At 40.2% G+C, this 22,511-nt stretch carries 22 protein-coding genes and 1 riboswitch; all 22 genes read left to right on the top strand.

The annotated features are described in order from the left end of the window. Positions 1-284: 284 nt before the first annotated feature. A complete protein-coding gene (pheA, locus tag PLH43_RS00750; RefSeq protein ID WP_324359057.1) occupies positions 285-1,121 on the top strand; it encodes a prephenate dehydratase in 837 nt (278 codons plus the stop codon). Between the two features lie 114 nt (positions 1,122-1,235). Further along, complete coding sequence (locus tag PLH43_RS00745) at positions 1,236-1,577, top strand: MazG-like family protein (protein ID WP_324359055.1); 342 nt, start codon at positions 1,236-1,238, stop codon at positions 1,575-1,577. Between the two features lie 25 nt (positions 1,578-1,602). Next, positions 1,603-3,612, top strand: a complete 2,010-nt coding sequence (locus PLH43_RS00740) for a DHH family phosphoesterase (protein ID WP_324359053.1) — start codon at positions 1,603-1,605, stop codon at positions 3,610-3,612. A 57-nt stretch (positions 3,613-3,669) separates the two neighbouring features. Beyond that, positions 3,670-4,116: a 50S ribosomal protein L9 gene (gene rplI, locus PLH43_RS00735; protein WP_324359051.1), complete on the top strand. Its 447-nt coding sequence runs from the start codon at positions 3,670-3,672 to the stop codon at positions 4,114-4,116. Between the two features lie 52 nt (positions 4,117-4,168). Next, on the top strand, positions 4,169-5,506 hold the full coding sequence (dnaB, locus tag PLH43_RS00730) for a replicative DNA helicase (RefSeq protein ID WP_324359049.1): 1,338 nt from the start codon (positions 4,169-4,171) through the stop codon (positions 5,504-5,506). Positions 5,507-5,521: 15 nt separating this feature from the next. Beyond that, positions 5,522-6,943 carry a tRNA lysidine(34) synthetase TilS gene (gene tilS / locus PLH43_RS00725; RefSeq protein WP_324359047.1) on the top strand — a complete coding sequence of 474 codons (1,422 nt, stop codon included), beginning with the start codon at positions 5,522-5,524 and terminating at the stop codon, positions 6,941-6,943. 86 nt (positions 6,944-7,029) lie between these two features. Then, complete coding sequence (hpt, locus tag PLH43_RS00720; protein ID WP_324359045.1) at positions 7,030-7,584, top strand: hypoxanthine phosphoribosyltransferase; 555 nt, start codon at positions 7,030-7,032, stop codon at positions 7,582-7,584. A gap of 128 nt (positions 7,585-7,712) precedes the next feature. Further along, positions 7,713-9,512, top strand: coding sequence for an ATP-dependent zinc metalloprotease FtsH (ftsH, locus tag PLH43_RS00715; protein WP_324359043.1), 1,800 nt, complete (start codon positions 7,713-7,715; stop codon positions 9,510-9,512). Between the two features lie 262 nt (positions 9,513-9,774). After that, complete coding sequence (locus tag PLH43_RS00710; protein WP_324359041.1) at positions 9,775-10,179, top strand: thioesterase family protein; 405 nt, start codon at positions 9,775-9,777, stop codon at positions 10,177-10,179. Between the two features lie 102 nt (positions 10,180-10,281). Next, positions 10,282-10,387: riboswitch (SAM riboswitch) on the top strand. A gap of 124 nt (positions 10,388-10,511) precedes the next feature. Beyond that, positions 10,512-11,705, top strand: coding sequence for a methionine adenosyltransferase (metK, locus tag PLH43_RS00705; protein ID WP_324359039.1), 1,194 nt, complete (start codon positions 10,512-10,514; stop codon positions 11,703-11,705). A 148-nt stretch (positions 11,706-11,853) separates the two neighbouring features. Further along, positions 11,854-12,258 (top strand): hypothetical protein, encoded by a 405-nt coding sequence (locus tag PLH43_RS00700; protein WP_324359037.1) that lies wholly within the window; start codon positions 11,854-11,856, stop codon positions 12,256-12,258. 112 nt (positions 12,259-12,370) lie between these two features. Next, complete coding sequence (locus PLH43_RS00695; RefSeq protein WP_324359035.1) at positions 12,371-14,599, top strand: ATP-dependent RecD-like DNA helicase; 2,229 nt, start codon at positions 12,371-12,373, stop codon at positions 14,597-14,599. Beyond that, positions 14,596-15,258, top strand: coding sequence for a ComF family protein (locus PLH43_RS00690; protein WP_324359033.1), 663 nt, complete (start codon positions 14,596-14,598; stop codon positions 15,256-15,258). Before PLH43_RS00695 ends, PLH43_RS00690 begins: the two co-directional genes overlap by 4 nt. A gap of 112 nt (positions 15,259-15,370) precedes the next feature. Further along, a complete protein-coding gene (locus PLH43_RS00685) occupies positions 15,371-15,814 on the top strand; it encodes a MerR family transcriptional regulator (protein ID WP_324359031.1) in 444 nt (147 codons plus the stop codon). Between the two features lie 222 nt (positions 15,815-16,036). Beyond that, positions 16,037-16,318, top strand: a complete 282-nt coding sequence (gene flgM / locus PLH43_RS00680; protein ID WP_324359029.1) for a flagellar biosynthesis anti-sigma factor FlgM — start codon at positions 16,037-16,039, stop codon at positions 16,316-16,318. Between the two features lie 125 nt (positions 16,319-16,443). Beyond that, positions 16,444-16,944: a flagellar protein FlgN gene (locus tag PLH43_RS00675; RefSeq protein ID WP_324359028.1), complete on the top strand. Its 501-nt coding sequence runs from the start codon at positions 16,444-16,446 to the stop codon at positions 16,942-16,944. Between the two features lie 19 nt (positions 16,945-16,963). After that, complete coding sequence (gene flgK / locus PLH43_RS00670; RefSeq protein ID WP_324359026.1) at positions 16,964-18,433, top strand: flagellar hook-associated protein FlgK; 1,470 nt, start codon at positions 16,964-16,966, stop codon at positions 18,431-18,433. A 6-nt stretch (positions 18,434-18,439) separates the two neighbouring features. Continuing rightward, complete coding sequence (gene flgK / locus PLH43_RS00665) at positions 18,440-19,999, top strand: flagellar hook-associated protein FlgK (protein ID WP_324359024.1); 1,560 nt, start codon at positions 18,440-18,442, stop codon at positions 19,997-19,999. A gap of 40 nt (positions 20,000-20,039) precedes the next feature. Beyond that, positions 20,040-20,948: a flagellar hook-associated protein FlgL gene (gene flgL, locus PLH43_RS00660; RefSeq protein WP_324359022.1), complete on the top strand. Its 909-nt coding sequence runs from the start codon at positions 20,040-20,042 to the stop codon at positions 20,946-20,948. 45 nt (positions 20,949-20,993) lie between these two features. Then, positions 20,994-21,572 carry a DUF6470 family protein gene (locus PLH43_RS00655; protein ID WP_324359020.1) on the top strand — a complete coding sequence of 193 codons (579 nt, stop codon included), beginning with the start codon at positions 20,994-20,996 and terminating at the stop codon, positions 21,570-21,572. Positions 21,573-21,600: 28 nt separating this feature from the next. After that, positions 21,601-22,080 (top strand): flagellar assembly protein FliW, encoded by a 480-nt coding sequence (fliW, locus tag PLH43_RS00650; RefSeq protein ID WP_324359018.1) that lies wholly within the window; start codon positions 21,601-21,603, stop codon positions 22,078-22,080. Beyond that, positions 22,052-22,267 (top strand): carbon storage regulator CsrA, encoded by a 216-nt coding sequence (gene csrA / locus PLH43_RS00645; protein ID WP_324359015.1) that lies wholly within the window; start codon positions 22,052-22,054, stop codon positions 22,265-22,267. The genes fliW and csrA overlap by 29 nt, the downstream gene beginning before the upstream one ends. Positions 22,268-22,511 lie beyond the last annotated feature (244 nt).

Raw genomic sequence — 22,511 nt, 5'->3', positions numbered from 1 at the left:
CCCAATAATTAACATTTAGCTGGTTTTCCAGTTACTTTTCGAGAATATTCTAATAATATATCGTTAAAAATGCATAAAAAACTTAATATAAATATTAGCATTATAAAGAACATATATCAAGATAATACTCAAAGAATTCCATTTAATTTTGCTTGTCATTATTAATCTCATTTCAGTTGGAAAAAAGAAAAAATGATGTTATTATAATATGAGATAAAAGTTGCGTACCTGTATAATCATAAGGTTTTGCCAGAAGGTGCAAAAAATAATATGAGGAGCGTTTTATGGTTAAAATCGGTTTTTTAGGACCAAAGGGGACATTTTCGCAGGAAGCGATGATTACATATACTGGGGATAGAGATGATTTTACCGGGGTTGATTACAACACCATGGTGGAATTGATTATGGCGGTGGAAAACGGTGAGCTTGATGAAGCCATTGTACCCATCGAAAATTCTTTGGAGGGAGCTGTAAGCACCACGATGGATATGCTTGCGGCGGACGTGGATCTTAAAATCAAGGCTGAGGTTGTAATTGAGATAAAACAGAATCTTATGGCAAGAAAAGGTACGGATATTGGGGATATAAAGTATATCCTTTCCCATCCCCAGCCTATTGGACAGTGCAGAAAGTTTATTGATTCTGTCTTTCCCCATGCAGTTGTAAAATATGTATACAGTACTGCGCAGGCGGCAAAGGAGGTTGCACAGGGGGAAGAAAACATGGCAGCCATCGGTTCTTTGGCTGCGGCTAAAGAGTATGGACTTGAGATACTAAAAGAATCCATTCAGGATAGTGACAATAATTTTACCAGATTCGTGGTAATTTCAAAAAAAGAGGCGCAAAGGGCGAAAAAGAATAAGACCTCCATAGTTTTTTCCACAGAAAACAAGCCGGGCAGCCTCTATAGGATACTGGACATATTTAGCCTCTGGGATATAAACATGACGAGAATAGAATCAAGACCTGCAAAAAACGAGCTGGGCAAGTACATATTCTTTGTGGATATAAACGGCCATATAGAAGATCAAGATGTCAGGGATGCACTTACAATGGTAAAAAGAAAGACTTCCTTTTACAAGTTTTTAGGCTCTTATCCGGAGTTTGAAATAGGTTGCTGAGTTTTTAAAAGATTTAGTTTTGATTTTTGGGAAATTCGATGCTTAAGATTATTTTATGGTATAATATATGTCATATGCGGATGCATAACTTATATTAAATGTTGGAGTGGTTTTATGGCTTTATTTGACAGGGATATTGACATTACAAGGAATATAAAAATTATTGAGTGGCTAAAGAGTGAGCTTCTTACCGACATAGCAAATCTTTTCAAGGTGCTGGTAAACGGAGTTAGGGAAGAGGTGCATGAATCAGTCGCAGAGACCCTGTCCAATATAATTTTAATCTCCTATATGCTTGGCAGGCGTTTGGGTGTGAGTTATAATTCTATTGAGATTAAGATAAACAACAAAATAAGGCTTGGTATAATTGAAAACCATGATGTTGAAAAATACTATGGGGATTTGACGGAACTTGCAAAGCATTTGAACTCCTCTAGAATACAAAACAAGGTTTAGGACTTTAAGCACGGGAGGAGTACCGATGGAAAGTAAAAAATTTATTGGAATGTTTTTGCCGAAATCAAGTTTTTATCTGCTGATTATATTTTTACTGCTGATAATAATTTCAGCTCTGGAATTCGTAGTCGCCATACCGGGCTATGCACTGTTTGTGCTGCTTTTATATTATAACTTCAGGTCAAATTACAAAAGACACAAAGAAATAACCCGATATATTGAAAATTTGACATTCAATATTAATACGGCGTCGAAGGATACGCTGTTAAATTTTCCTATGCCTTTGGTATTAATTGAGCTGGACGGGACAATTATTTGGTATAATTCTTCTTTTAAGAAAATCTTTGACGGAGAAAAGCTTCTGGAAAAGACTATACATTCATTCGTAAAAGAATTGAATCCCGGCGAATTGTCCGATGGGAACATGAACTTTAGCAAGGATATTGTGATAAACGGAAGAAACTACTGCGTATTGGGTAATTTCGTAAAAGTGGATAGCAAGATAAATGAAGACGGGTTCATAATACTTATGTATTTTGTGGACAATACGGAGCTTGTGGAATTAAAGAAGAAGTATGACAATGAAAGAGCAACGGTGGGAATTATTATAATAGACAATTATGACGATTTGATGCAGAGCCTGGAGGATACAATACGTACCCAGATTCTTGCGGAAATAGATTCCAAAATAACCCGGTGGATGGGATACACCAACGGTATACTTAAGAAGTTTGAAAGGGATAAGTATATACTAATATTTGATTATAAGTATCTTAAAGATTTTGAAGAGAAAAAGTTTGACATTTTAGATTCCGTAAAGGAAATAAATGTGGGAAACAAGATACCTGTTACATTAAGTATCGGAATAGGTATAGGTGTGGACTCGCTGCTGGAGAAATTCCGTTTTGCCCATGCATCTTTGGATATTGCTTTGGGAAGAGGCGGCGACCAGGTGGTTGTAAAAAACGGAGAAAATATAACTTTCTTTGGAGGAAAGACCAGGGAGCTGGAGAAAAGGACAAAAGTAAAGGCAAGGGTTATTGCCTATGCGTTGAGGGAGCTTATTGACCAGGCATCGGATGTAATGATAATGGGGCACGAAAACTGTGATATCGACTGTCTTGGGGCTGCCCTCGGAATATACAGGGTGGCAATGAACCGAAACAAGGAGACCCATATAGTACTAAACAGCTCAAACCCTACAATAGATGTTTTGATATCAAAGATTGAAAAAAGCGGGGATTATGAGGGACTGTTTATAGCGAAAGAAGAAGCCATTGAAAAGATCACCAAGAAAACGCTGCTGATTATTGTAGACACCCACAGGCCGAGCTTTACGGAGTTTCCGGAACTTTTAAAATATACGGAGCAGATAGTGGTTATAGACCATCACAGAAGAGGAGCGGACTATCTGCAGGAGGCAGTGCTTACATATCAGGAGATCTATGCTTCATCCACATGTGAGCTGGTTACGGAGATACTGCAGTATGTGGAGGAGAAAATAAAGCTCAAACCTGTCGAAGCTGAGGCATTGTATGCCGGTATAGTGGTGGATACCAAGAACTTTACCTTCAAGACGGGAGTGCGTACTTTTGAGGCGGCAGCCTTTCTAAGAAGGCACGGAGTGGACACAGTATCGGTAAGGCAGATGTTCCAAAGCGACATCAATACCTATGTAAGCATTTCAAATGTGGTAAAGGATGCGGAAATAATAAGGAATAACCTGGCGATATCCGTTTGCACACAAAATGTGAAAAACGCCACGTTGATTGCCGCGCAGGCGGCAGACCAGCTTGTTAACCTCGCGGGACTGAATGCGGCTTTTGTGCTAAGCCATATTAATAATGGAATTGCTATTAGCGGAAGGTCGTTGGGCGATGTAAATGTTCAGGTAATCCTTGAGAAGCTTGGAGGAGGCGGCCATATGACGGTTGCCGGAGCCCAGCTGCAAGGGGTGACGCTTGAGGAAGCAAAAGCGAGACTTCATGAGGCAATCAACGAATATTTTGATGAAATCAACAGACAGAACACGTAGTATTCTGTTATTATAATAAGTAAATATGATTTAAAGTAGAATAAGGAGAGATATACTATGAAGGTTATTTTAAAAGCTGATGTCAAAGGTCTGGGAAAAAAAGACAGTCTTGTTGATGTAAGCGACGGATATGCAAGAAATTTTTTGCTTCCGAAAGGACTGGCTGTTGAAGCAAATGCCAGCAATATGAATATTATGCAGTCAAAAAAGGAAGCGGAAAAGAACAGAAAAGAAAAGGAACTTGCACAGGCCAAGGAGCTTGCCGAAAAGTTTAAAAATATAGTGGTTACTCTCAAGGCAAAAGCCGGAGAGAACGGAAAGCTTTTTGGCTCAATGACCAGCAAGGATGTTTCGGATTATTTGAAAAAACAGCACAATCTTGATGTGGACAAGAAGAAAATAAATCTTCCGGAATCCATGAAGTCACTGGGCACCTATGAAGCGGATGTAAAGCTGTATCCGGGAGTAAGCGCCAAATTGACCGTTAAGATTGAGCAGGAATAATTGATGCCAGTCGTTGGCGAAAATATGTTTATGTCGGGATGAGTGATAGAATATGGACTTGGGTTCTTTTGGCCGAATACCTCCGCAGAATATTGAAGCCGAGCAGTCGGTGCTGGGTGCAATATTGCTTGATAAAGAAGTGCTGTCAAGCGTGACGGAAATAATTTCAAGCCAGGACTTTTACAGAGAAGACCATAGGGAAATATTCGAAGCAATAATGGACCTTTATGAAAAGGCAGAGCCTATTGACCTTATTACAGTTTCGGAGCAGCTAAAAACAAGGGGAAGCCTGGAGGGGGTAGGAGGGCTGGAGTACCTTACGAATCTGGCAAGTTCGGTTCCTACCACTGCAAATGCAAAACACTATGCGAAAATAGTGGAAGAAAAATCCATATTACGAAGGCTGATCAAGGCTTCCACTGAAATAGTCAATATGGGCTATGAGGCTTCGGAAGAGGTTTCTTATGTTTTGGACAAAGCTGAAAAAAACATATTTGATGTGCTTCAAAAGAGAAATACACAGGGGTTTGCCCCTATCAAGGATGTATTGGTTGATACTTTTAACCGGCTTGAAGAGCTTTACAACAACAAAGGATTTATCACCGGAATTCCCACGGGTTTTGTGGATTTGGACTACAAGACTGCAGGTCTTCAAAATTCTGACTTGGTACTGATTGCGGCAAGACCGGCAATGGGAAAGACTTCCTTCGTGCTCAACATAGCCCAGAATGCTGCTATTCATGCAAGAGTTCCTGTTGCCGTATTCAGCCTGGAGATGTCAAAGGAACAGCTGGTAAACAGAATGCTTTGCTGCGAAGCTATGGTGGACAGCCAGAAGATGAGAACCGGAAAGCTGGAGGACAGTGACTGGCAAAAGGTGGCAAGGGCATTGGGGCCCCTGTCCGAGGCACCGATTTACATTGACGACACCCCGGGACTTTCTGTCATGGAGATAAGGGCAAAATGCAGAAGACTCAAGATTGAAAAAGATTTGGGATTGGTTGTCATAGATTACCTTCAGCTTATGCAGGGAAGAGGGAAAACTGAAAGCAGGCAGCAGGAAATATCGGAGATATCCAGGTCTCTTAAGATATTGGCAAAGGAAATAAACGTTCCTGTGTTGACTCTGTCCCAGCTGAGCCGTGCTCCGGAGCTTAGGGCCGACCACAGGCCTATTTTAAGTGACCTTAGAGAATCCGGTGCAATAGAGCAGGATGCGGATATTGTAATGTTTTTATACAGGGATGATTATTACAATCCCGATACCGAAAAGAAGAATATTGCCGAGGTGATAATCGCAAAGCACAGAAACGGTTCGACGGGTACCGTTGAACTGGCATGGCTGGGTCAGTATACGAAATTTGCAAATCTTGAGAAATATAGAGAGTAGCACTGGAATGGTTTTATGATTGACAAAGTATTGCAAGCAATTGAAAAATATAATATTATTCGCAGTAAAGACAAAATAGTTGTTGGGGTATCCGGAGGCCCTGATTCGGTGTGCCTTTTGCACATTCTTTGCCGGCTTAGGGAAAGTATGAATTTAGGGCTTGTGGCGGTGCATGTCAACCATATGTTAAGAGGGAATGAAGCATCCGGGGATGAGGCTTTTGTTGAAGACTTGTGTGCGAAATTGAATGTCGAGCTTGTAAGTAGGAGCATTGATATAAAAAAGCTTGCAAAAGAGCAAAAGCTTTCATTAGAGGAGGCCGGCAGGATAGAAAGGTACAGACTTTTTGACGAAGTTGCCGACAATTACGGTGCCCAAAGGATTGCCGTAGCCCATAATAAAAATGACCAGGCGGAGACTGTGCTTATGAATATTATAAGAGGCACAGGGCTTGACGGACTTAAAGGAATGGATTATATTCGAGGTAGGATTATAAGACCTCTTTTAGGTATCAATAGAGCTGAAATCGAAGATTACTGCCGCATTCACAACCTAAATCCACGCATTGACAGTTCAAATCTTGAGGATATTTATACTAGGAACAGGATAAGACTTGATCTAATACCCTATATAGATAAATTATTCAATGCCGATATAGTAAATGGTATAACCAAAATGGCAGATTTGATAAGGGATGACGTAAGTTTTATAGAAAACCAAACGGATGAAATCTCAAGCAAAGTCAAAAAAAAGAGTGATGGCAGCCAAGTAGTTTTAGACCTTGCTGCTTTAAAGGAATGCCATATTGCGGCACAGCGAAGAATAATTCGAAATTCCATAAAAAAAATCAAGGGAGACATAAGAGGCATTGCAGCAGTACATATTGATAGTATAATAGACCTGATTGAAAATGGTGCAACGGGGTCAAAGCTGCATCTTCCCCATGGGGTAAGGGCTGCGAAATCCTATGAGACCCTGAAAATATATTTACACGAATTTGAGAAAGAAGATATATATTTTAATAAGAAAGTAAATATACCCGGGATTACGATTGTTAATGAAGTAAATGGAAAATTGGAGGCATCTCTGATTGACGTTTCTTCCGGTACCTTTAATATAAAGGATTTTAGAAGGGCATCGGACACAAGCTGTGTTCAGTTTTTTGATTATGACAGGCTAAGAGAGGGAATATATATAAGAAACAGAAGAGATGGAGATGTCTTTAAACCGCGAAGCTCAAACGGAACGAAAAAACTCAAAGAGTTTTTCATTGACAATAAAATCCCAAGAGAAACGAGAAATCACATACCGCTAATTTCAAAGGGTAAAGAAATTGTATGGATAATAGGTTGTAAAATCAGTGATAAATTTAAAGTAACTGAAAATACTAAAATCATATTAAAATTATCCTATGAAAATCACATTGAAAACAATTAAAATCCATAAAATAGGTATATTGATTTCGAATAAAAACGTGAAAGTTAGATACTTTAAAATAGCATATATTTTTTAGGAGGAAACTCATGCAAAATCAAATTGAAGAGATATTGGTCACCGGAGAGGAGCTTAAAAGTAAGGCTAAAGAGTTGGGAAAAAGGATTTCCAATGATTATGAAGGAAAAGAGCTTGTATTGATTGGGGTATTAAAAGGAGGAGTGGTTTTTTTTGCCGACCTGATAAGGGAAATAAGCATACCTATTGATATGGATTTCATATCGGTGTCAAGCTATGGCAATTCCACCAAATCGTCCGGAGTTGTCCGCATAATAAAAGACATCGATGTTGATATTACCAACAAGCATGTGCTTATTGTCGAAGATTTGGTGGATACGGGTCTTACATTGCATTATTTAAAAAGCATGTTTGAGAACAGAGGCCCTAAAGATGTTAAGGTATGCACCGCCCTTGACAAGCCGTCGAGGCGAAAGGTGGAATTGGAAATAGATTATGAAGGCATTACAATACCGGATAAATTTGTGGTAGGTTACGGATTGGATTACGCAGGTAAATACAGGAACCTTCCGGATGTATGTGTACTAAAGTCTTCTGTTTATGAATCCAAAGGAGACTCGGAGTGAAAATAATATAAAGGTTTCTTGTGTTTTTAGAACCGTTATGTTAATATAATGTAATATATGTTGATGAATATACTTTGATGTATTAGTTTTTTTACATTGTTTAGAATAATTAATAAGGAGGGAGCTATTTGAAATATTTTAAGAATATAAGCTTTTATATAGTACTGTTTGTTATGCTGCTGGCTTTTTTGGTTGTAGTGCAAAGCCGTCCGGTTGAAAAAGAGCAAAAGTATTCGCAGCTTATAAGTGATATTCAGAACGGAAAGGTTCAAGAGATCATACTGGAGGACAATAAAGCCACAGTAAAATATAAAGGAGAAGGACAGAGAGACCAGTTTGTTTATATACCTGATGTTGAGGTATTTATGAATGAGATAAATAACCTTATCAGACAGGGAGAATTGGAGTTTCGCAGCAGGGTTCCTTATTCCCCGCCATGGTGGATTTCAATATTGCCTACTTTGGTGATTATAGTCGTGTTTGTGCTGTTTTGGGTGTTTTTCCTCCAGCAGTCGCAAGGCGGCGGAAGCAGGGTAATGTCCTTTGGTAAAAGCAGAGCCAAGATGACTATAGATGACAAGCGAAAGGTAACTTTCGATGATGTCGCAGGTGCTGATGAAGAGAAAGAAGAACTGAGAGAAATAGTTGAATTTTTAAAGCACTCTAAAAAGTTTTTGGAGCTTGGAGCAAGGATACCTAAGGGAGTTCTTTTGGTGGGACCTCCGGGTACCGGTAAAACCTTGCTGGCAAAGGCCGTATCGGGAGAAGCTGGAGTTCCGTTCTTTAGCATAAGCGGTTCGGACTTTGTGGAAATGTTTGTCGGCGTAGGTGCTTCAAGGGTTAGAGACCTTTTTGAGCAGGCAAAGAAGAACGCTCCGTGTATCGTCTTCATAGACGAAATTGATGCTGTGGGAAGACATAGAGGAGCAGGACTTGGCGGAGGCCATGACGAACGGGAACAGACGCTCAACCAGTTGTTGGTTGAAATGGATGGTTTTGGAGCAAATGAAGGGGTAATAATTCTAGCTGCTACAAACAGACCGGATATTTTGGACCCAGCGCTTCTAAGACCGGGAAGATTTGACAGAAGAGTTGTAGTGGGACTTCCAGATATAAAAGGAAGGGAAGAAATACTGAAAGTTCATGCCAAAGGCAAGCCGTTGGCTGAAGATGTTAAATTGGATGAGCTTGCAAAGAGTACTCCCGGATTTACCGGAGCAGACCTTGAAAATCTCCTTAACGAAGCAGCTTTGCTTGCTGCCAGAGCCAATAAGAAAGTAATAACAATGGCTGAAATAAAAGAGGCGGTATTCAAGGTGGTAGTAGGACCGGAGAAGAAGAGCAGGGTAATGAGCGAAAAGGAAAAAAGGCTTACAGCATATCATGAAGCCGGTCATGCTATTGCGATAAAAGCTGTGTCCACTACCGATAAAGTTGACAGGATTTCCATTATTCCGTCAGGTATGGCAGGCGGCTTTACCGCCCACAAGCCGGATGAGGATAAGACTTATGAAACCAAATCCCATCTCATTGAAAAGATTATTGTATCTTTAGGCGGAAGGGCAGCAGAGGAGATTGTGCTGGGAGAAGTAAGCACCGGTGCTTATTCTGATTTGAAGCAGGCTAACGGAATTGCCAGAAGTATGATTACCAAATACGGTATGAGTGATACTCTGGGCAATCTCGTATTCGGAAATGAGAATGATGAGGTATTTATCGGAAGAGACCTGGCACAGACAAGAAACTACAGTGAAGAGGTAGCTGCTCAAATTGACAAGGAAGTAAAGAAGATAATAGATACATGCTATGAAAGAATAACAAATATTTTGAAGGAAAATATTAATAAACTCCATGCAATAGCAAATGCCCTTATTGAAAGAGAAAAGCTTGAAGGGCATGAGTTTGAAGAGCTGTATGCAAGTGCCTGATTAATTCTTCTAAAAAATAGCTTCCTTTTATAAATAAAAAGAGATGGTTATAAACTATCTCTTTTTTTACTTTATTATTGCAAATGTATTTGCTATAATATCAAGTGCCCGGTAACAGAAATTGTTTCTAGAATCTTTGAAAGCATTAAACCCGAAAAGGTATTATGCATTTTCAAGTGCTGGAAATTCGTTGGGCTAAAGTTTAGGGCTTGGCTTTCTAATGAGCCGAAAATTTTGAATTTCAAGTGGAGAGGGAAGAACTATGGAGAATGTAAGCTTAAAGGTTGGTTTGAATGCATCTGTTGAAACATGGGTAACGGATAAGAGTACTGCAGAAGAGTACGGAAGCGGAGATATGGATGTTTATTCAACTCCGGCAATGATAGGTTTGATGGAGAGGGCTGCATTGTCGGCGGTGTCCCTGCATCTGCCTAAAGGGTATACCACTGTCGGGACTTCAGTGAATATTAAGCATATTGCCGGTACACCTGTAGGAATGAAAGTAAAGGCTTTGGCAGAGTTGATAGCTGTTGAAGGAAGAAAGCTTACCTTTAAGGTGGAAGCTTTTGACGGTGTCGAAAAAATAGGAGAGGGATACCATGAAAGGTATATAGTGTCATCCCAAAATTTCAGGGATAAAGTGTATAAAAAGTCGAATAATATTTAGTGTAAAAAAACTTTGGCAAAATTTATACAAAGAAAAGCCTCATATTTATTGACTAAGTATAAGGTATATGATACATTATACTATGACAAAATAATACAGGTAGCCTTATCAAGAGAGGTGGAGGGAATGGGCCCTATGAAACCCGGCAACCGGCAGAATTGTATCGGTGCCAATTCCTACAGGATGTAAAAGTCCTGACAGATGAGGATAAAAACTGGATCCTCTTTTTGTGAAAGAGGTTTTTTTATGTGTTTTGTCGGATTTTGGACAAGTTGCAGCAATGCTTTGTTGACATACTTGCAAAAGAAAAAATTAATAAGGAGGTAACCTAAATGGCAAGAAAACTATTTACATCGGAATCAGTTACTGAAGGCCATCCTGACAAAATATGCGACCAGATCTCCGATGCCGTTTTGGATGCAATTTTTGCTAAGGATCCTATGGCGAGGGTAGCATGTGAAACTTCAGTTACTACAGGACTTGTTTTGGTAACCGGTGAAATTACAACAAATTGTTATGTCGATATACCAAGGATTGTAAGAGGCACAATTCGCGAAATAGGTTATGATAGGGCAAAGTATGGATTTGACTGTGATACGTGTGCGGTTCTGACTTCAATTGACGAGCAGTCTCCCGATATAGCCATGGGAGTTGACAAGGCCCTTGAAGCAAAGACAGGGGAAATGAGCGATGAGCAAATTGAAGCCATAGGAGCAGGTGACCAGGGAATGATGTTCGGCTTTGCATGTGATGAAACACCCGAACTTATGCCAATGCCCATCTCATTAGCTCACAAGCTTGCCATGAGGTTAAGCCAGGTAAGGAAAAACGGCACATTGGACTACCTAAGGCCAGACGGAAAGTCCCAGGTTACTGTTGAATATGACGGGGACAAGCCTGTAAGGGTGGATACGGTACTTATTTCCACACAGCATGGTCCTGAGGTGGATCACGATACAATAAAGAGAGATATTATTGAGCATGTTATAAAGCCTGTTATACCGGCCGAGCTTTTGGACAGCAATACTAAGTATCTTGTCAATCCCACAGGAAGATTTGTGGTTGGCGGACCTCAAGGAGACTCCGGGCTTACCGGAAGAAAGATAATCGTAGATACTTATGGAGGTTATGCAAGACACGGCGGCGGAGCATTTTCAGGTAAAGACCCCACAAAAGTTGACCGTTCGGCTGCTTATGCTGCCCGTTATGTGGCAAAAAATATAGTTGCTGCAGGGCTTGCCAAGAAATGCGAAGTGCAGCTGGCTTATGCAATAGGTGTGGCAAGACCGGTTTCGGTGAGGGTTGATACATTTGGTACCGGAATAATTCCTGAAGAGAAAATAGAAAGCTTGGTAAACAAGCATTTTGACCTAAGACCTGCAGGAATTATCAAGACCCTTGATTTAAGAAGGCCGATTTACAAACAGACAGCAGCTTACGGACACTTTGGAAGGACGGACATTGACCTTCCTTGGGAAAAGACAGACAAGGCCGAAGACTTAAGAAGGGAAGCGCAGGAGATTTAAGTTTTAGATAATTATTGTAAAAAATAAATTTCAGAAGGAACAGTAAAGAGCCGAAGAGGGCAATTGTTTGCCTGCTTCGGCTTTTTATATAGGCACCTGTAACAGTTGCAAAGCAAAATTCATAGACTGTTAACTGGAGGTGTTTATTATGGCGGAGTTTATCTTTGAAGTAATAGCCTGTTTTCTTGCAGCTTACGGCCTCATGATGCTGATACACGATCTTTTAGTTTCTATAAAAAATCATAATAAAGGTTATAGAAATTCCCAGGTAAAGCTTGTGTTGATTGTCAAGAATCAGGGGGAGACGATTGAAGGGGTATTAAGAAACGTTTTGCCCAGGGATTTTATCAGAAAGCTGATGCCTGGAGGAAAGCTCATGGTGCTTGATATGGGCTCTAATGACGATACAATGGACATTCTAAGAAGGCTGGAAAAGGATTATGAATGTCTTGAGGTGTTGGGGAAAAGCGAAAAAGATGCTCTATTTAAGTCATTTGACGAACCGAAAGACAATGATACTATTTTGGAACATGCCAAAAGAAGAAATGTATAGCGAAACCAAAGATGAATATTTATTCCCGTTCTTTTCGAAACATTATATATAAGGTATACTTAAGTATGTAATTTTATAAATATGCAAATATACAAAGAATAAGGTGGATACATTGGTAACTATTGAAGGTACCATTGAAGAAATTATATTTTCCAATGAAGCCAACGGATATACCGTTTGTGAGATAAAATGCGATAAAGAAGTTATTACTGCTGTGGGATACATGCCCTTTATTAATGTGGGTGAAACGCTGAAAGTCTCGGGGAAATGGGTTACCCACCCCGACTATGGCGAACAGCTTAAAGTGGAGCTGTATGAAAAGCTGCTTCCGGAAACGACAGAGGCTATAGAAAGGTATCTTGCATCAGGACTTATTAAAGGGGTTGGGCCGGCAACGGCAAAAAAGATTGTAAAAAAGTTTGGAGACCAGGCTCTTCACATTATAAGCCATCACCCTCAGAGACTTGCAGAGATAAAAGGCATTAAAATGGAAAAGGCTTTGAAAATAGGACAGGCCTTTGAAGAGCAAAGGGGCCTTCGGGATGTTGTACTGTTTTTGCAGGAGTACGGCATTAGTCCTACTTATTGTGCCAAGATATACAAGACTTTTGGGCCGAATACTGTGGAAGAAATTAAAAGAAATCCTTACCGGCTTTCGGACGAGATTTTCGGCATAAGCTTTAAGACGGCCGACAGCATAGCTAAAAGTCTTGGAATTGCCCCATATTCCAAATACAGGATTTCAAGCGGTATTAAATATGTACTTACCCAGGCTGCGGCAGATGGGCACACTTTTGTTGAAGAGGAAATACTTAAGGATTATACGTCAAAGCTTTTAAACATCAATATTGAACGCATAGCTGATGCCTTAGTTGCCCTTGTGCTGAACAAGTCGGTGTATGTGGATAGAAATGACGGCACATCAAGGATTTATTTGAGTGCCTTTTACAATGCGGAGCTGGGAGTATGCAAAAAGCTGGTGGAGCTTTCCCAAGTTAGATTCAGCGGCAATATGCAGGATTTTGAGAAAAGGATAAAGCGGGTTCAGGAAAAAGAAGGTATAATACTTGCGGACAAGCAAAAGGAAGCCATCAGGGAAGCAATGATCAATGGCGTGCTTGTAATAACGGGAGGACCGGGTACGGGTAAGACGACTATAATTAAAAGCATTATTAGCCTTCTTGAAAGTGAAGGATATGAGTTTGCGCTTGCGGCTCCTACCGGCCGGGCGGCAAAGAGGATGTCCGAGGCTACGGGCTATGAGGCAAAGACCATTCACAGGCTCCTTGAAATCGGTTATACGGCCAATGAGGACGAGCTGGTGTTTATGAGGACAGAAGAAAATCCCATAGAAGCAGATGTAGTGATAATCGACGAGATGTCCATGGTGGATATAATTCTTATGAACCACCTGCTCAAAGCCATCGCTTGCGGGACAAGGCTTATATTGGTCGGGGACGTGGACCAGCTGCCTTCGGTGGGCCCGGGAAATGTTCTTAGGGATATAATAAAAAGCGGGATGGTAAAGACTGTCAAACTGTCCGACATATTCCGGCAGGCCGGAGAAAGCATGATAGTTGTCAATGCCCACAGAATAAACCGCGGGGAGCTTCCTATATTAAATGACAGGGAAAAAGATTTTTTCTTTGTGACAAGGAATTCCCAAAGCGACATTTTAAAAACAGTGATTGACCTTTGCATAAGGAGGATACCCGACACTTACGGATATGATCCCATGAGGCAGATACAGGTATTGACACCTATGAGAAAGAGTGCGGTGGGGGTGGGAAACCTTAACATTGAGCTTCAGAAGGTCTTGAATCCCGAGAGCAACAAAAAGAACCAAAAGGCCTTTAGAGACTATGTATTCCGTGAAGGTGACCGGGTGATGCAGGTAAAGAACAACTACAACCTCAAGTGGGAAAAAATTAATGACCCGACCCAGGAGGGCACGGGTGTGTTTAACGGCGATATGGGTGTTATAGTTGAAATAGACGATGAAGAGCAAAAAATAAAAGTTTGCTTTGATGATGAGAGACTTGTGGGATATGATTACACTATTTTGGACGAGCTGGAACTGGCATATGCCATAACTATTCATAAAAGCCAGGGAAGTGAGTTTCCCGTGGTGATACTTCCGGTATTTCCAGGTCCTTCGGTACTGATGACTAGAAATCTTTTGTATACTGCAATAACGAGGGCTAGGGAGCTGGTAATCCTTGTGGGGAATAAAGATTGCCTTGGCGGAATGATTATCAACGACCGTGAAACAAAAAGAAATTCAGATCTTTCTGAAAAGCTTAGAAAATGTGTTCTTGGAATGGATTGGTTGAGACAATGATAAACCGGATTATAAACCTCATCTTTCCGCCAAAGTGCATATTTTGCGGAACGATTTTAAATACCGATACTAAAATAGAAATATGCAAAGAGTGCTATGAACAGATTAGTTTTAAGGAAGAGGCAAGTATCAATCCTCAGGGGAAGTACAACTACTATGACAGTGTAATCTGTGTATGCGACTACAGCGGCATTGTAAAGGAAGCGATAAGAAGATACAAGTTTTATAACAAGCCCTCTTATTATAGGACCTTTGCACGGCTTTTGGCACAGAAAATAAAGGAATTGACCCAGTGGCAGAAATTTGACATGATTGTAAGCGTTCCCTTGCATCCTAATAGGGAGCGAAACCGCGGCTACAACCAGTCTTATCTTATAGCCCGCCAGCTCAGCCGGGAGCTGGGAATAAAGAATGAGTCCAGGCTTTTGGTGAGAGTTAAAAATACCAATAGCCAGAGCCTTTTAAAGAGGGACGACAGACTCATTAACATAAAGGATGCGTTTAAAATAACCAATGCATCCAAAATTGAGGGGAAAACAATGTTTTTGGTGGATGATATTTTGACTACCGGCTCAACATTGAATGAGTGCAGCAGAGTGCTAAAGGAAGCCGGAGCCAAAAAAATTGTGGCCGCCGTCATTGCGTCAGGAAGAAGGTAACAGTATACATGGTTAAACTATTATAAATAAAATGCCGAAATATACTGTGAGGATATTTAATACTGTTTTGCGAATTAAAGTTTGGTATATTATTAGGCTAGGAGGAATCGGTATGCCGGATGTAAGAAACTGCAAACGATGCGGGAGGATTTTCAACTATATCGGCGGACGGCCCATTTGCCATGATTGTAAAAAACAGGATGAAGAGGAATTCAAAAAAGTAAAGGAGTACCTTTATGAGCATCCTAAGGCTTCAATTCTTGAGGTGTCAAATGTGCTGGAAATCAGTGTCCAGAAAATAAAAAGCTATTTGAGGGAAGGAAGACTTGAGATTGTCGGCAATGACGGCAACTTGATATTGGAGTGCGAGAAATGCGGCAGATCCATAACCACAGGAAGGTTTTGCAATGAATGCTCCCGAGAGCTTAGCGAAGGATTCAAGTCGAGTGCAGAAGAGATATCCAAGTCAGCATCCGGCGACACCGACAAGAAAAAACCGGCTGGAATGGGAATGAAATACTTAAACAAGTACGAAAAGTGGAATCCGGAAAAATAATATTAGAACTTATTTGCTGACAGTATTATATTGAGTAAAAAAATTAATATTTTTAAGAACTATATTAAGCTTAATATTGTACTTGATAATAGTAATATTTATTTATTAACTAAATATTTTAAATGACGATATTATTAATGAGAGGAAGGATAAAGAAACTAATGATGAAGTCAATACTTAAAATATTAACATAGAAAGTTTTTATGAAGGTGAGTGGTAATTATGAAAATCTGGGAGGGGGTCCCAAAGGTTTCAGGCATCTATGACAGCAGCAAAACCGTAAACAAGATGGAAAAGACTGATGGGGCGACCAAGAAGAAAGATGTGGTATCCATTTCGAATCAGGCGAAAGACATTCAGACGGCAATGAAAGCATTAAAGGAGATACCGGACATACGAAAGGACAAAGTGGAGGAATTGACACGAAAAATTGAAGCCGGTACTTACAAAGTCAGCGAAGAGGATATTGCAGACAAGATTTTAAAGTCAATAACGGATAAGTAGGCTTAGGATGATTTGTGTTTGCGGGGTGATATAGGAAAGGAGTTCCGAGTTGTCCCGCAATAAATTTTATTCAGGGTATTTTTAGAAAGGATGAATTCAATGAGATACAGAGGGGTGTTTGGAATATGAACAACCGGTTGATAAATGATTTAATGGATGTACTTTCTCAGGAATCAAAAATTTATGAAGATATTCTTGAAATTTCAAAGAATAAAACCGATGTTATTGTAAAAGGGAAAGTAAGCGAACTTGAGAGTATCACAAATCTAGAGCAATCCCTGATATTTAAAATTGGAAAGCTGGAAGAGTCGAGGGAAAACATTGTTTCAGAAATATCGGACGCTATTGGAATCAATCCTTCGGAGATAACAATGTCGGAATTGGAGAAACATGTGGACGAAAATCAGGCAGAAAGGCTCAGGGACTATAAAAAACATATGTCTTCAATCATTGAGGAAATTAGGGATATCAATGAAATTAATTCCAAATTAATAAAAAACTCAATTGATTTCATAGATTTTTCGATAAATATTTTGACCAGTATTAATGCACAAGGAAACAATTACAGCAAAGAGGGTCAAATAAACGACGGCAAGAAAAAAAACTATTTTGATATAAAACTGTAAGCGTCTGGAGGCGGTATATTTGGGTTTCTCAGGTTTGGAGATTGCAAGATCCGGAATGTATGTTAATGAGCGCGCTTTGTCTGTAACCGGGCACAATATTTCCAATGTAAATACAAAAGGCTATGCGCGCCAGCAGGCTATGATTACCACAGGTCCGTATCAAAACTATATAAACTATCAGATTGGGCTTGGTGCAAGCATTGAAGAAACGAGACAGATAAGGCACATCTTTTTGGACAACATTTATAGAAATGAAAATACAAGCTTTGGGTACTGGGAGACAAGAAGCAAAACCTTTCAGGAGGTCCAGACCATTCTTGGCGATCCGATGGGAGACGGACTGCAAAACGTTTTAAACCAGTTTTGGAACTCATGGCAGGAGCTTTCAAAGGAACCGGACAGTCTTACCATAAGGGCTTTGGTAAGACAGAGGGCGGAAGCTTTAGTGCATCAAATAAATCATTTGGGTGAACAACTGGACAAGTTGCAAGAGGACCTTAACAAACAGATTATGCTTACCATAAAGCAGATAAACGGCATAACGGAGCAAATAGCGGATTTGAACGTTAAAATAATGAAGGAAGAAATTTGCGGGGATAACGCAAATGACTACCGCGACCAGAGGAATTTGCTTTTAGATGAGCTGTCGAAGCTTGCAAATTTTGAATTTACCGAAATGCAGAATGGTGATGTACAGGTAACCCTTGGAGGATTTATTCTGGTAACAAAGGGAGAGCAAATAAATCTCGTTGCCGGAAAGAGCGATACCAACAAGATGTTCTATGTCCCCAAAATTGAGGGAGAGGATATAGAGGTTCCTGTAAAAAGCGGCGTTCTTAAAGGACTTTTAGAGTCAAGAGGAGATGTTTCGGGTTCAATTGAAGGTATTGCGGATCCTTCTGCAAATCCCGTTGCAAGTTCGGTAAATATAGTATCTGACTTGAAAATGCGGCTTAACGTGCTTGTTAATTCATTGGTGACCCAGGTGAACAATCTCCATAAAAGCGGTAAGACTCTGGGGAATCCGCCTTCCGACGGAGAGGATTTCTTTGTAGCGATAAATCCTGCATATCCGTTGGAAATGGGAAATATCAAGCTGAATGACAACCTTGCGGACCTTGACAATATTGTTGCATCCAAAAGCGGTGACAGCGGCGACAATACTATTGCCTTAGCCATTGCAAATTTGAGGGATGCCCGGGTAATTACCGATACAAGCGGTGTTGTGAGCATGGATGACTATTATCAGACCATAATACTTATTGTGGGTACCGGAGGTTCCGAGGCGAAAAAAACAGCTGAAAACCAGAGGATTCTGGTGAATTCGGCCGAGTCGCAAAGGCAGTCAATTATGGGAGTTTCCATGGATGAGGAAATGTCCAATATGATGAAATACAAATTTGCTTACAGTGCTTCATCGAGGACGATAAACGTTATAGATGATATGTTGGAGACAATTATTTTAAGAATGGGATTAGTAGGCAGGTGATAAGAGATGAGTAGTTTCTTCGGATTTAATGTAGCAGTAAAAGGATTATTCACAGCTCAAAGGAATATGGATGTAATAAATCACAATATTAATAACGTAAACACGCCAGGATACTCCCGGCAGGTGGCGATTCAGTCGGCCTCAAATCCCATGTCGCTCTTTAACGGAACAGGAATGTTGGGTACGGGTTCGGAAGTACTTGCCATCGAAAGAATCAGGGATGAATACTTGGATTACAAGTATTGGAGCGAAAACGTTTCTTACGGTGAATGGAGTGCCAAAAAGGCCCTTCTTGCCGATATGGAGGTTACATTTAATGAACCGTCCGACAGTGGCTTTAATGCTGTGATCAACGACTTTTACAATTCCCTTCAGGAGCTTGCAAAGGATCCCAGCAACGATGCGATAAGGGCTTTGGTAAAAGAACAGGGAGTAACCTTTGCCCGCTACTTCAACAACATTGCATCTCACTTTGAAGAACTTCAGTTTGACATAAACAACCAGATAAAGACTGTTGTTACGGATATAAACTCCCTGGGGGCCCAGATAGCTCAGCTAAACAAGCAGATATACACTGCCGAGCTGGACGGAAATACGGCAAATGACTTAAGGGACAAAAGGACGCTTTTGATTGATGAGCTTTCAAAGCTTGTAAACATAGATGTCAACGAAGTAGTGGTGGGTAAGCTCCCCAATGGCAAAGATGACAAGCGTATGGTGATTACAATAAGCGGAAAGGCTTTTGTCGACAATTTTGATGTAAATAAGCTTGACATAAAACAAAGGGCAAACAAACTGAATAAAGATGAGGACATTCCCAATCTTTACGAAGTTGTGTGGGAAGACGGCAACAGCCTTAGTATAAGAGGCGGAGAGCTGAAGGGACTAATTGATGTAAGGGATGGAAACGATGGAGAAAACGGAAGTCCTCAGTATAAAGGCATACCTTATTACATAAGGAAGCTCAATGAGTTTGTCAGGACTTTTGCAAAGGCATTTAATGAAGGAATAGTGGGAAGCGACAAGGTGGCAGGCCATGTGGATGGATACGGTACCAACGGAAATACCGGAATAAGGTTTTTCACCATGCTGGGAACGGAAAACAAATCCATATCCAGTGCAGATTTCATGGCTTCCGGCGACATTGATGCCGCTTACGAAATGCTAACTGCCAAAAACTTTGCCGTAAGCAGTGACATTCTGGATAATCCCAGAAATATTGCAACTTCCGATACTTTGAACGAAGTCGGAAATATAGGGAATATAAATAGTATTTTGATTATGAGAAATAATGTCCATATGTTTAAAGAGGGTGCGCCGGAGGACTTTATGAAGTCTATAATTACTACCCTTGCGATAGACTCCCAACAGAGTATAAGGCTCTCGTCAATTCACAGAAATATGATTGAGCAGGTTGAAAATCAGAGAATGTCCGACTCCGGAGTATCTTTGGATGAGGAAGTGGCAAGTCTGGTAAAGCATTATCAGGCTTATTCGGCAGCTGCACAAATGATTAATACAATGTCGGAAGTTTACGACATACTGATAAACAGGGTAGGACTATAGAATTAACGTTATTTAATCCATGCAGTGATGGAGGGGTAATATGAGAATAACCAATAATATGATTGTAAACAATATGATTAACAATATCGGTAAAAACCTGGCCAGAATGGACAAGTATCAACAGATGCTGGCTACCGGAAAGAAAATTACTGTGCCCTCGGACGACCCTGTTGTTGCAGCCAGAGCATTAAAGCTTCGTACCGATGTGGCCCAGATAGAACAATATAAAACAAATGTGGAGGATGCATTGTCCTGGCTGGAAATTACCGAGTCGGCAATAACCAATGTGGGGGACATATTGCAAAGAGCAAGGGAGCTTGCTGTGCAGGCAAGCAGCGGTACTGCCACTGAGGAAGATACGAAAAAAATACGCCAGGAAGTGGAGCAGCTGAAAAACCAGTTGATCAAACTGTCAAATTCCACATATGCCGGAAGGTACGTATTTTCCGGTTTTAAAACAGATACCAAGCTTATGGATGATAACGGGTTTTTCAATATTAATGTAAACAACAGCGAAGCAATAATTTTTCAGATAGGTATCAGTGACAGCATAAATGTAAATGTAACGGGCGGAGACCTGTTTAATGGCGGAGCTGCTGCCGGTGCAGGTACAAAGGGCAAGCTTATTTCGGACTTTGATGATTATATAAATGCATTGGATTTAGGAGACCATTCTCAGATAAGCGATGCAATAGCAAAAATTGATGAAAATCTAAATCACGTACTTCGGATAAGGGCAGATATCGGTGCCAGGTACAATCGACTTGAGTTGACTGCCGACAGACTTGATATAGATTGCCTCAATTTTACAAAACTTATGAGTGAAAATGAGGATGTGGACCAGGCTGAAAACATTTTGCTTCTAAAGACAGAGGAAAATGTTTACAGGGCATCATTGTCCGGCGGAGCCAGAATAATACAAACATCCCTTGTTGACTTTTTGAAATAAGTCTGTGTAATACTTGATTAATATTGATTTAAAGTAGGTGGTAATATGGGTATCATTATAACTCAAACCCATGCCAGAATCGGTATTGACAGAACTTATTCAAAACTTGATATTGAAGCGCGGGACGCGCGGCTCAAGCTTCACCAGAATCATGCGAAAGTTCAAATAGAAACAGAGCTTCCCAAAGTGGAGATTGACCAGTATGAGGCTTTTGCAAGTGCAGGGCTTAAAAACCATCTTGATTTGGCCAGAGAATTAGCTCAAAAAGGAAAAGGGAATGCATTGAAATACATCGGGAAATTAGCTGACGACGGTGATGCCCTGGCTGCTATTGAAAACGGAGGAAACTTAATTCCCCAGCTTGCAAAGAGGGATTCTTACAATATGCGGGAGTTCAACATTGAGGCCATTCCAAAAGCGAGTCCTAAAGTCAGTGTGACCGGAGGGCAGGAGATTAATTTTCCGCAAGATTACTGGAAAGTTATTCATAATGGTGTTGAAGGAACCTTTATTCCCGCAAGTTTTAATTTGAATTATATTCCTGAAAAAGTAAAAATATACTTGGAACAATATGCTTCAATTAAAATCGATTATGTTGAGAATAAAATTGACGCATATGTGTAAACTGTAAATTAAATGTGGAGGAGATAAAATGCTTCTTAAAACCAAACACTTTGGGGAAATAAACATTGATGAGACTAAAATTATCGATTTTAAGGATGGGATACCGGGATTTGAAAACTTGAAACGGTATGTGGTGTTGTATGACGGAGATGAAACTTCACCTTTTAGGTGGCTTCAGAATGTTGACGACGGACAGCTTGCTTTTGCAGTGGTAAATCCTTTCCTTATTTTAAAGGATTATGATATTGAAATACCCGGGGAGGCTGTTGAAGGTCTCGATATTGAGAAAATTGAAGATGTGATGGTACTTTCGATAGTTGTTGTTCCGGAGGATATTTCAAAAATGACTATGAATTTGAAGGCTCCTGTCATTATAAACACAAAAAATAACAAAGGAATGCAAGTTGTCCTTGACACAGATAGATATAGTGTGAGACACTATATAGTAGAAGAGCTCCGGAGACAGGAGGTAAATGCAGGTGCTTGTTCTGACAAGAAAGAAAAATGAATCCATAATTATTAATGACAACATTGAAATTACTATTGTTGATGTTCAAGGGGAGCAGGTGCGTATCGGCATTAACGCACCTAAGAGTGTATCTATTTACAGGAAGGAGATATTCCTGGAAATACAAGCTGAAAACAAAAAGGCGGCAGAAGTTAAGAATGTGGACTTAAAGGATTTGCTAAAATAGTAATTACAATTGAATGCAGCCTTGACGAAGTGGTGACGGAACCACTTTTTTTATTTGGCCTCTTGGAATGAAATGAAAGGGGCAAAAGCGAAGGGACTCGATGTCCCGAGCTTTTATTTGTCAATTTAAATGAAACACAGAACGTTTTTATATAATTGAAATTCCGGAAAAATTACTCTAAAAAACATCTCAAAAATATTAAAAAATTGTATTCCAAAGCCGACAAATGAAATATCATAAAAAA

It is taken from the genome of Acetivibrio sp. (assembly GCF_035371925.1).
In the GTDB taxonomy this organism is placed as follows: Bacteria; Bacillota; Clostridia; order Acetivibrionales; family Acetivibrionaceae; genus Hungateiclostridium.
The sequence above is the reverse complement of the archived record's forward strand: the minus strand, read 5'-3'. Positions and strand labels throughout refer to the sequence as shown.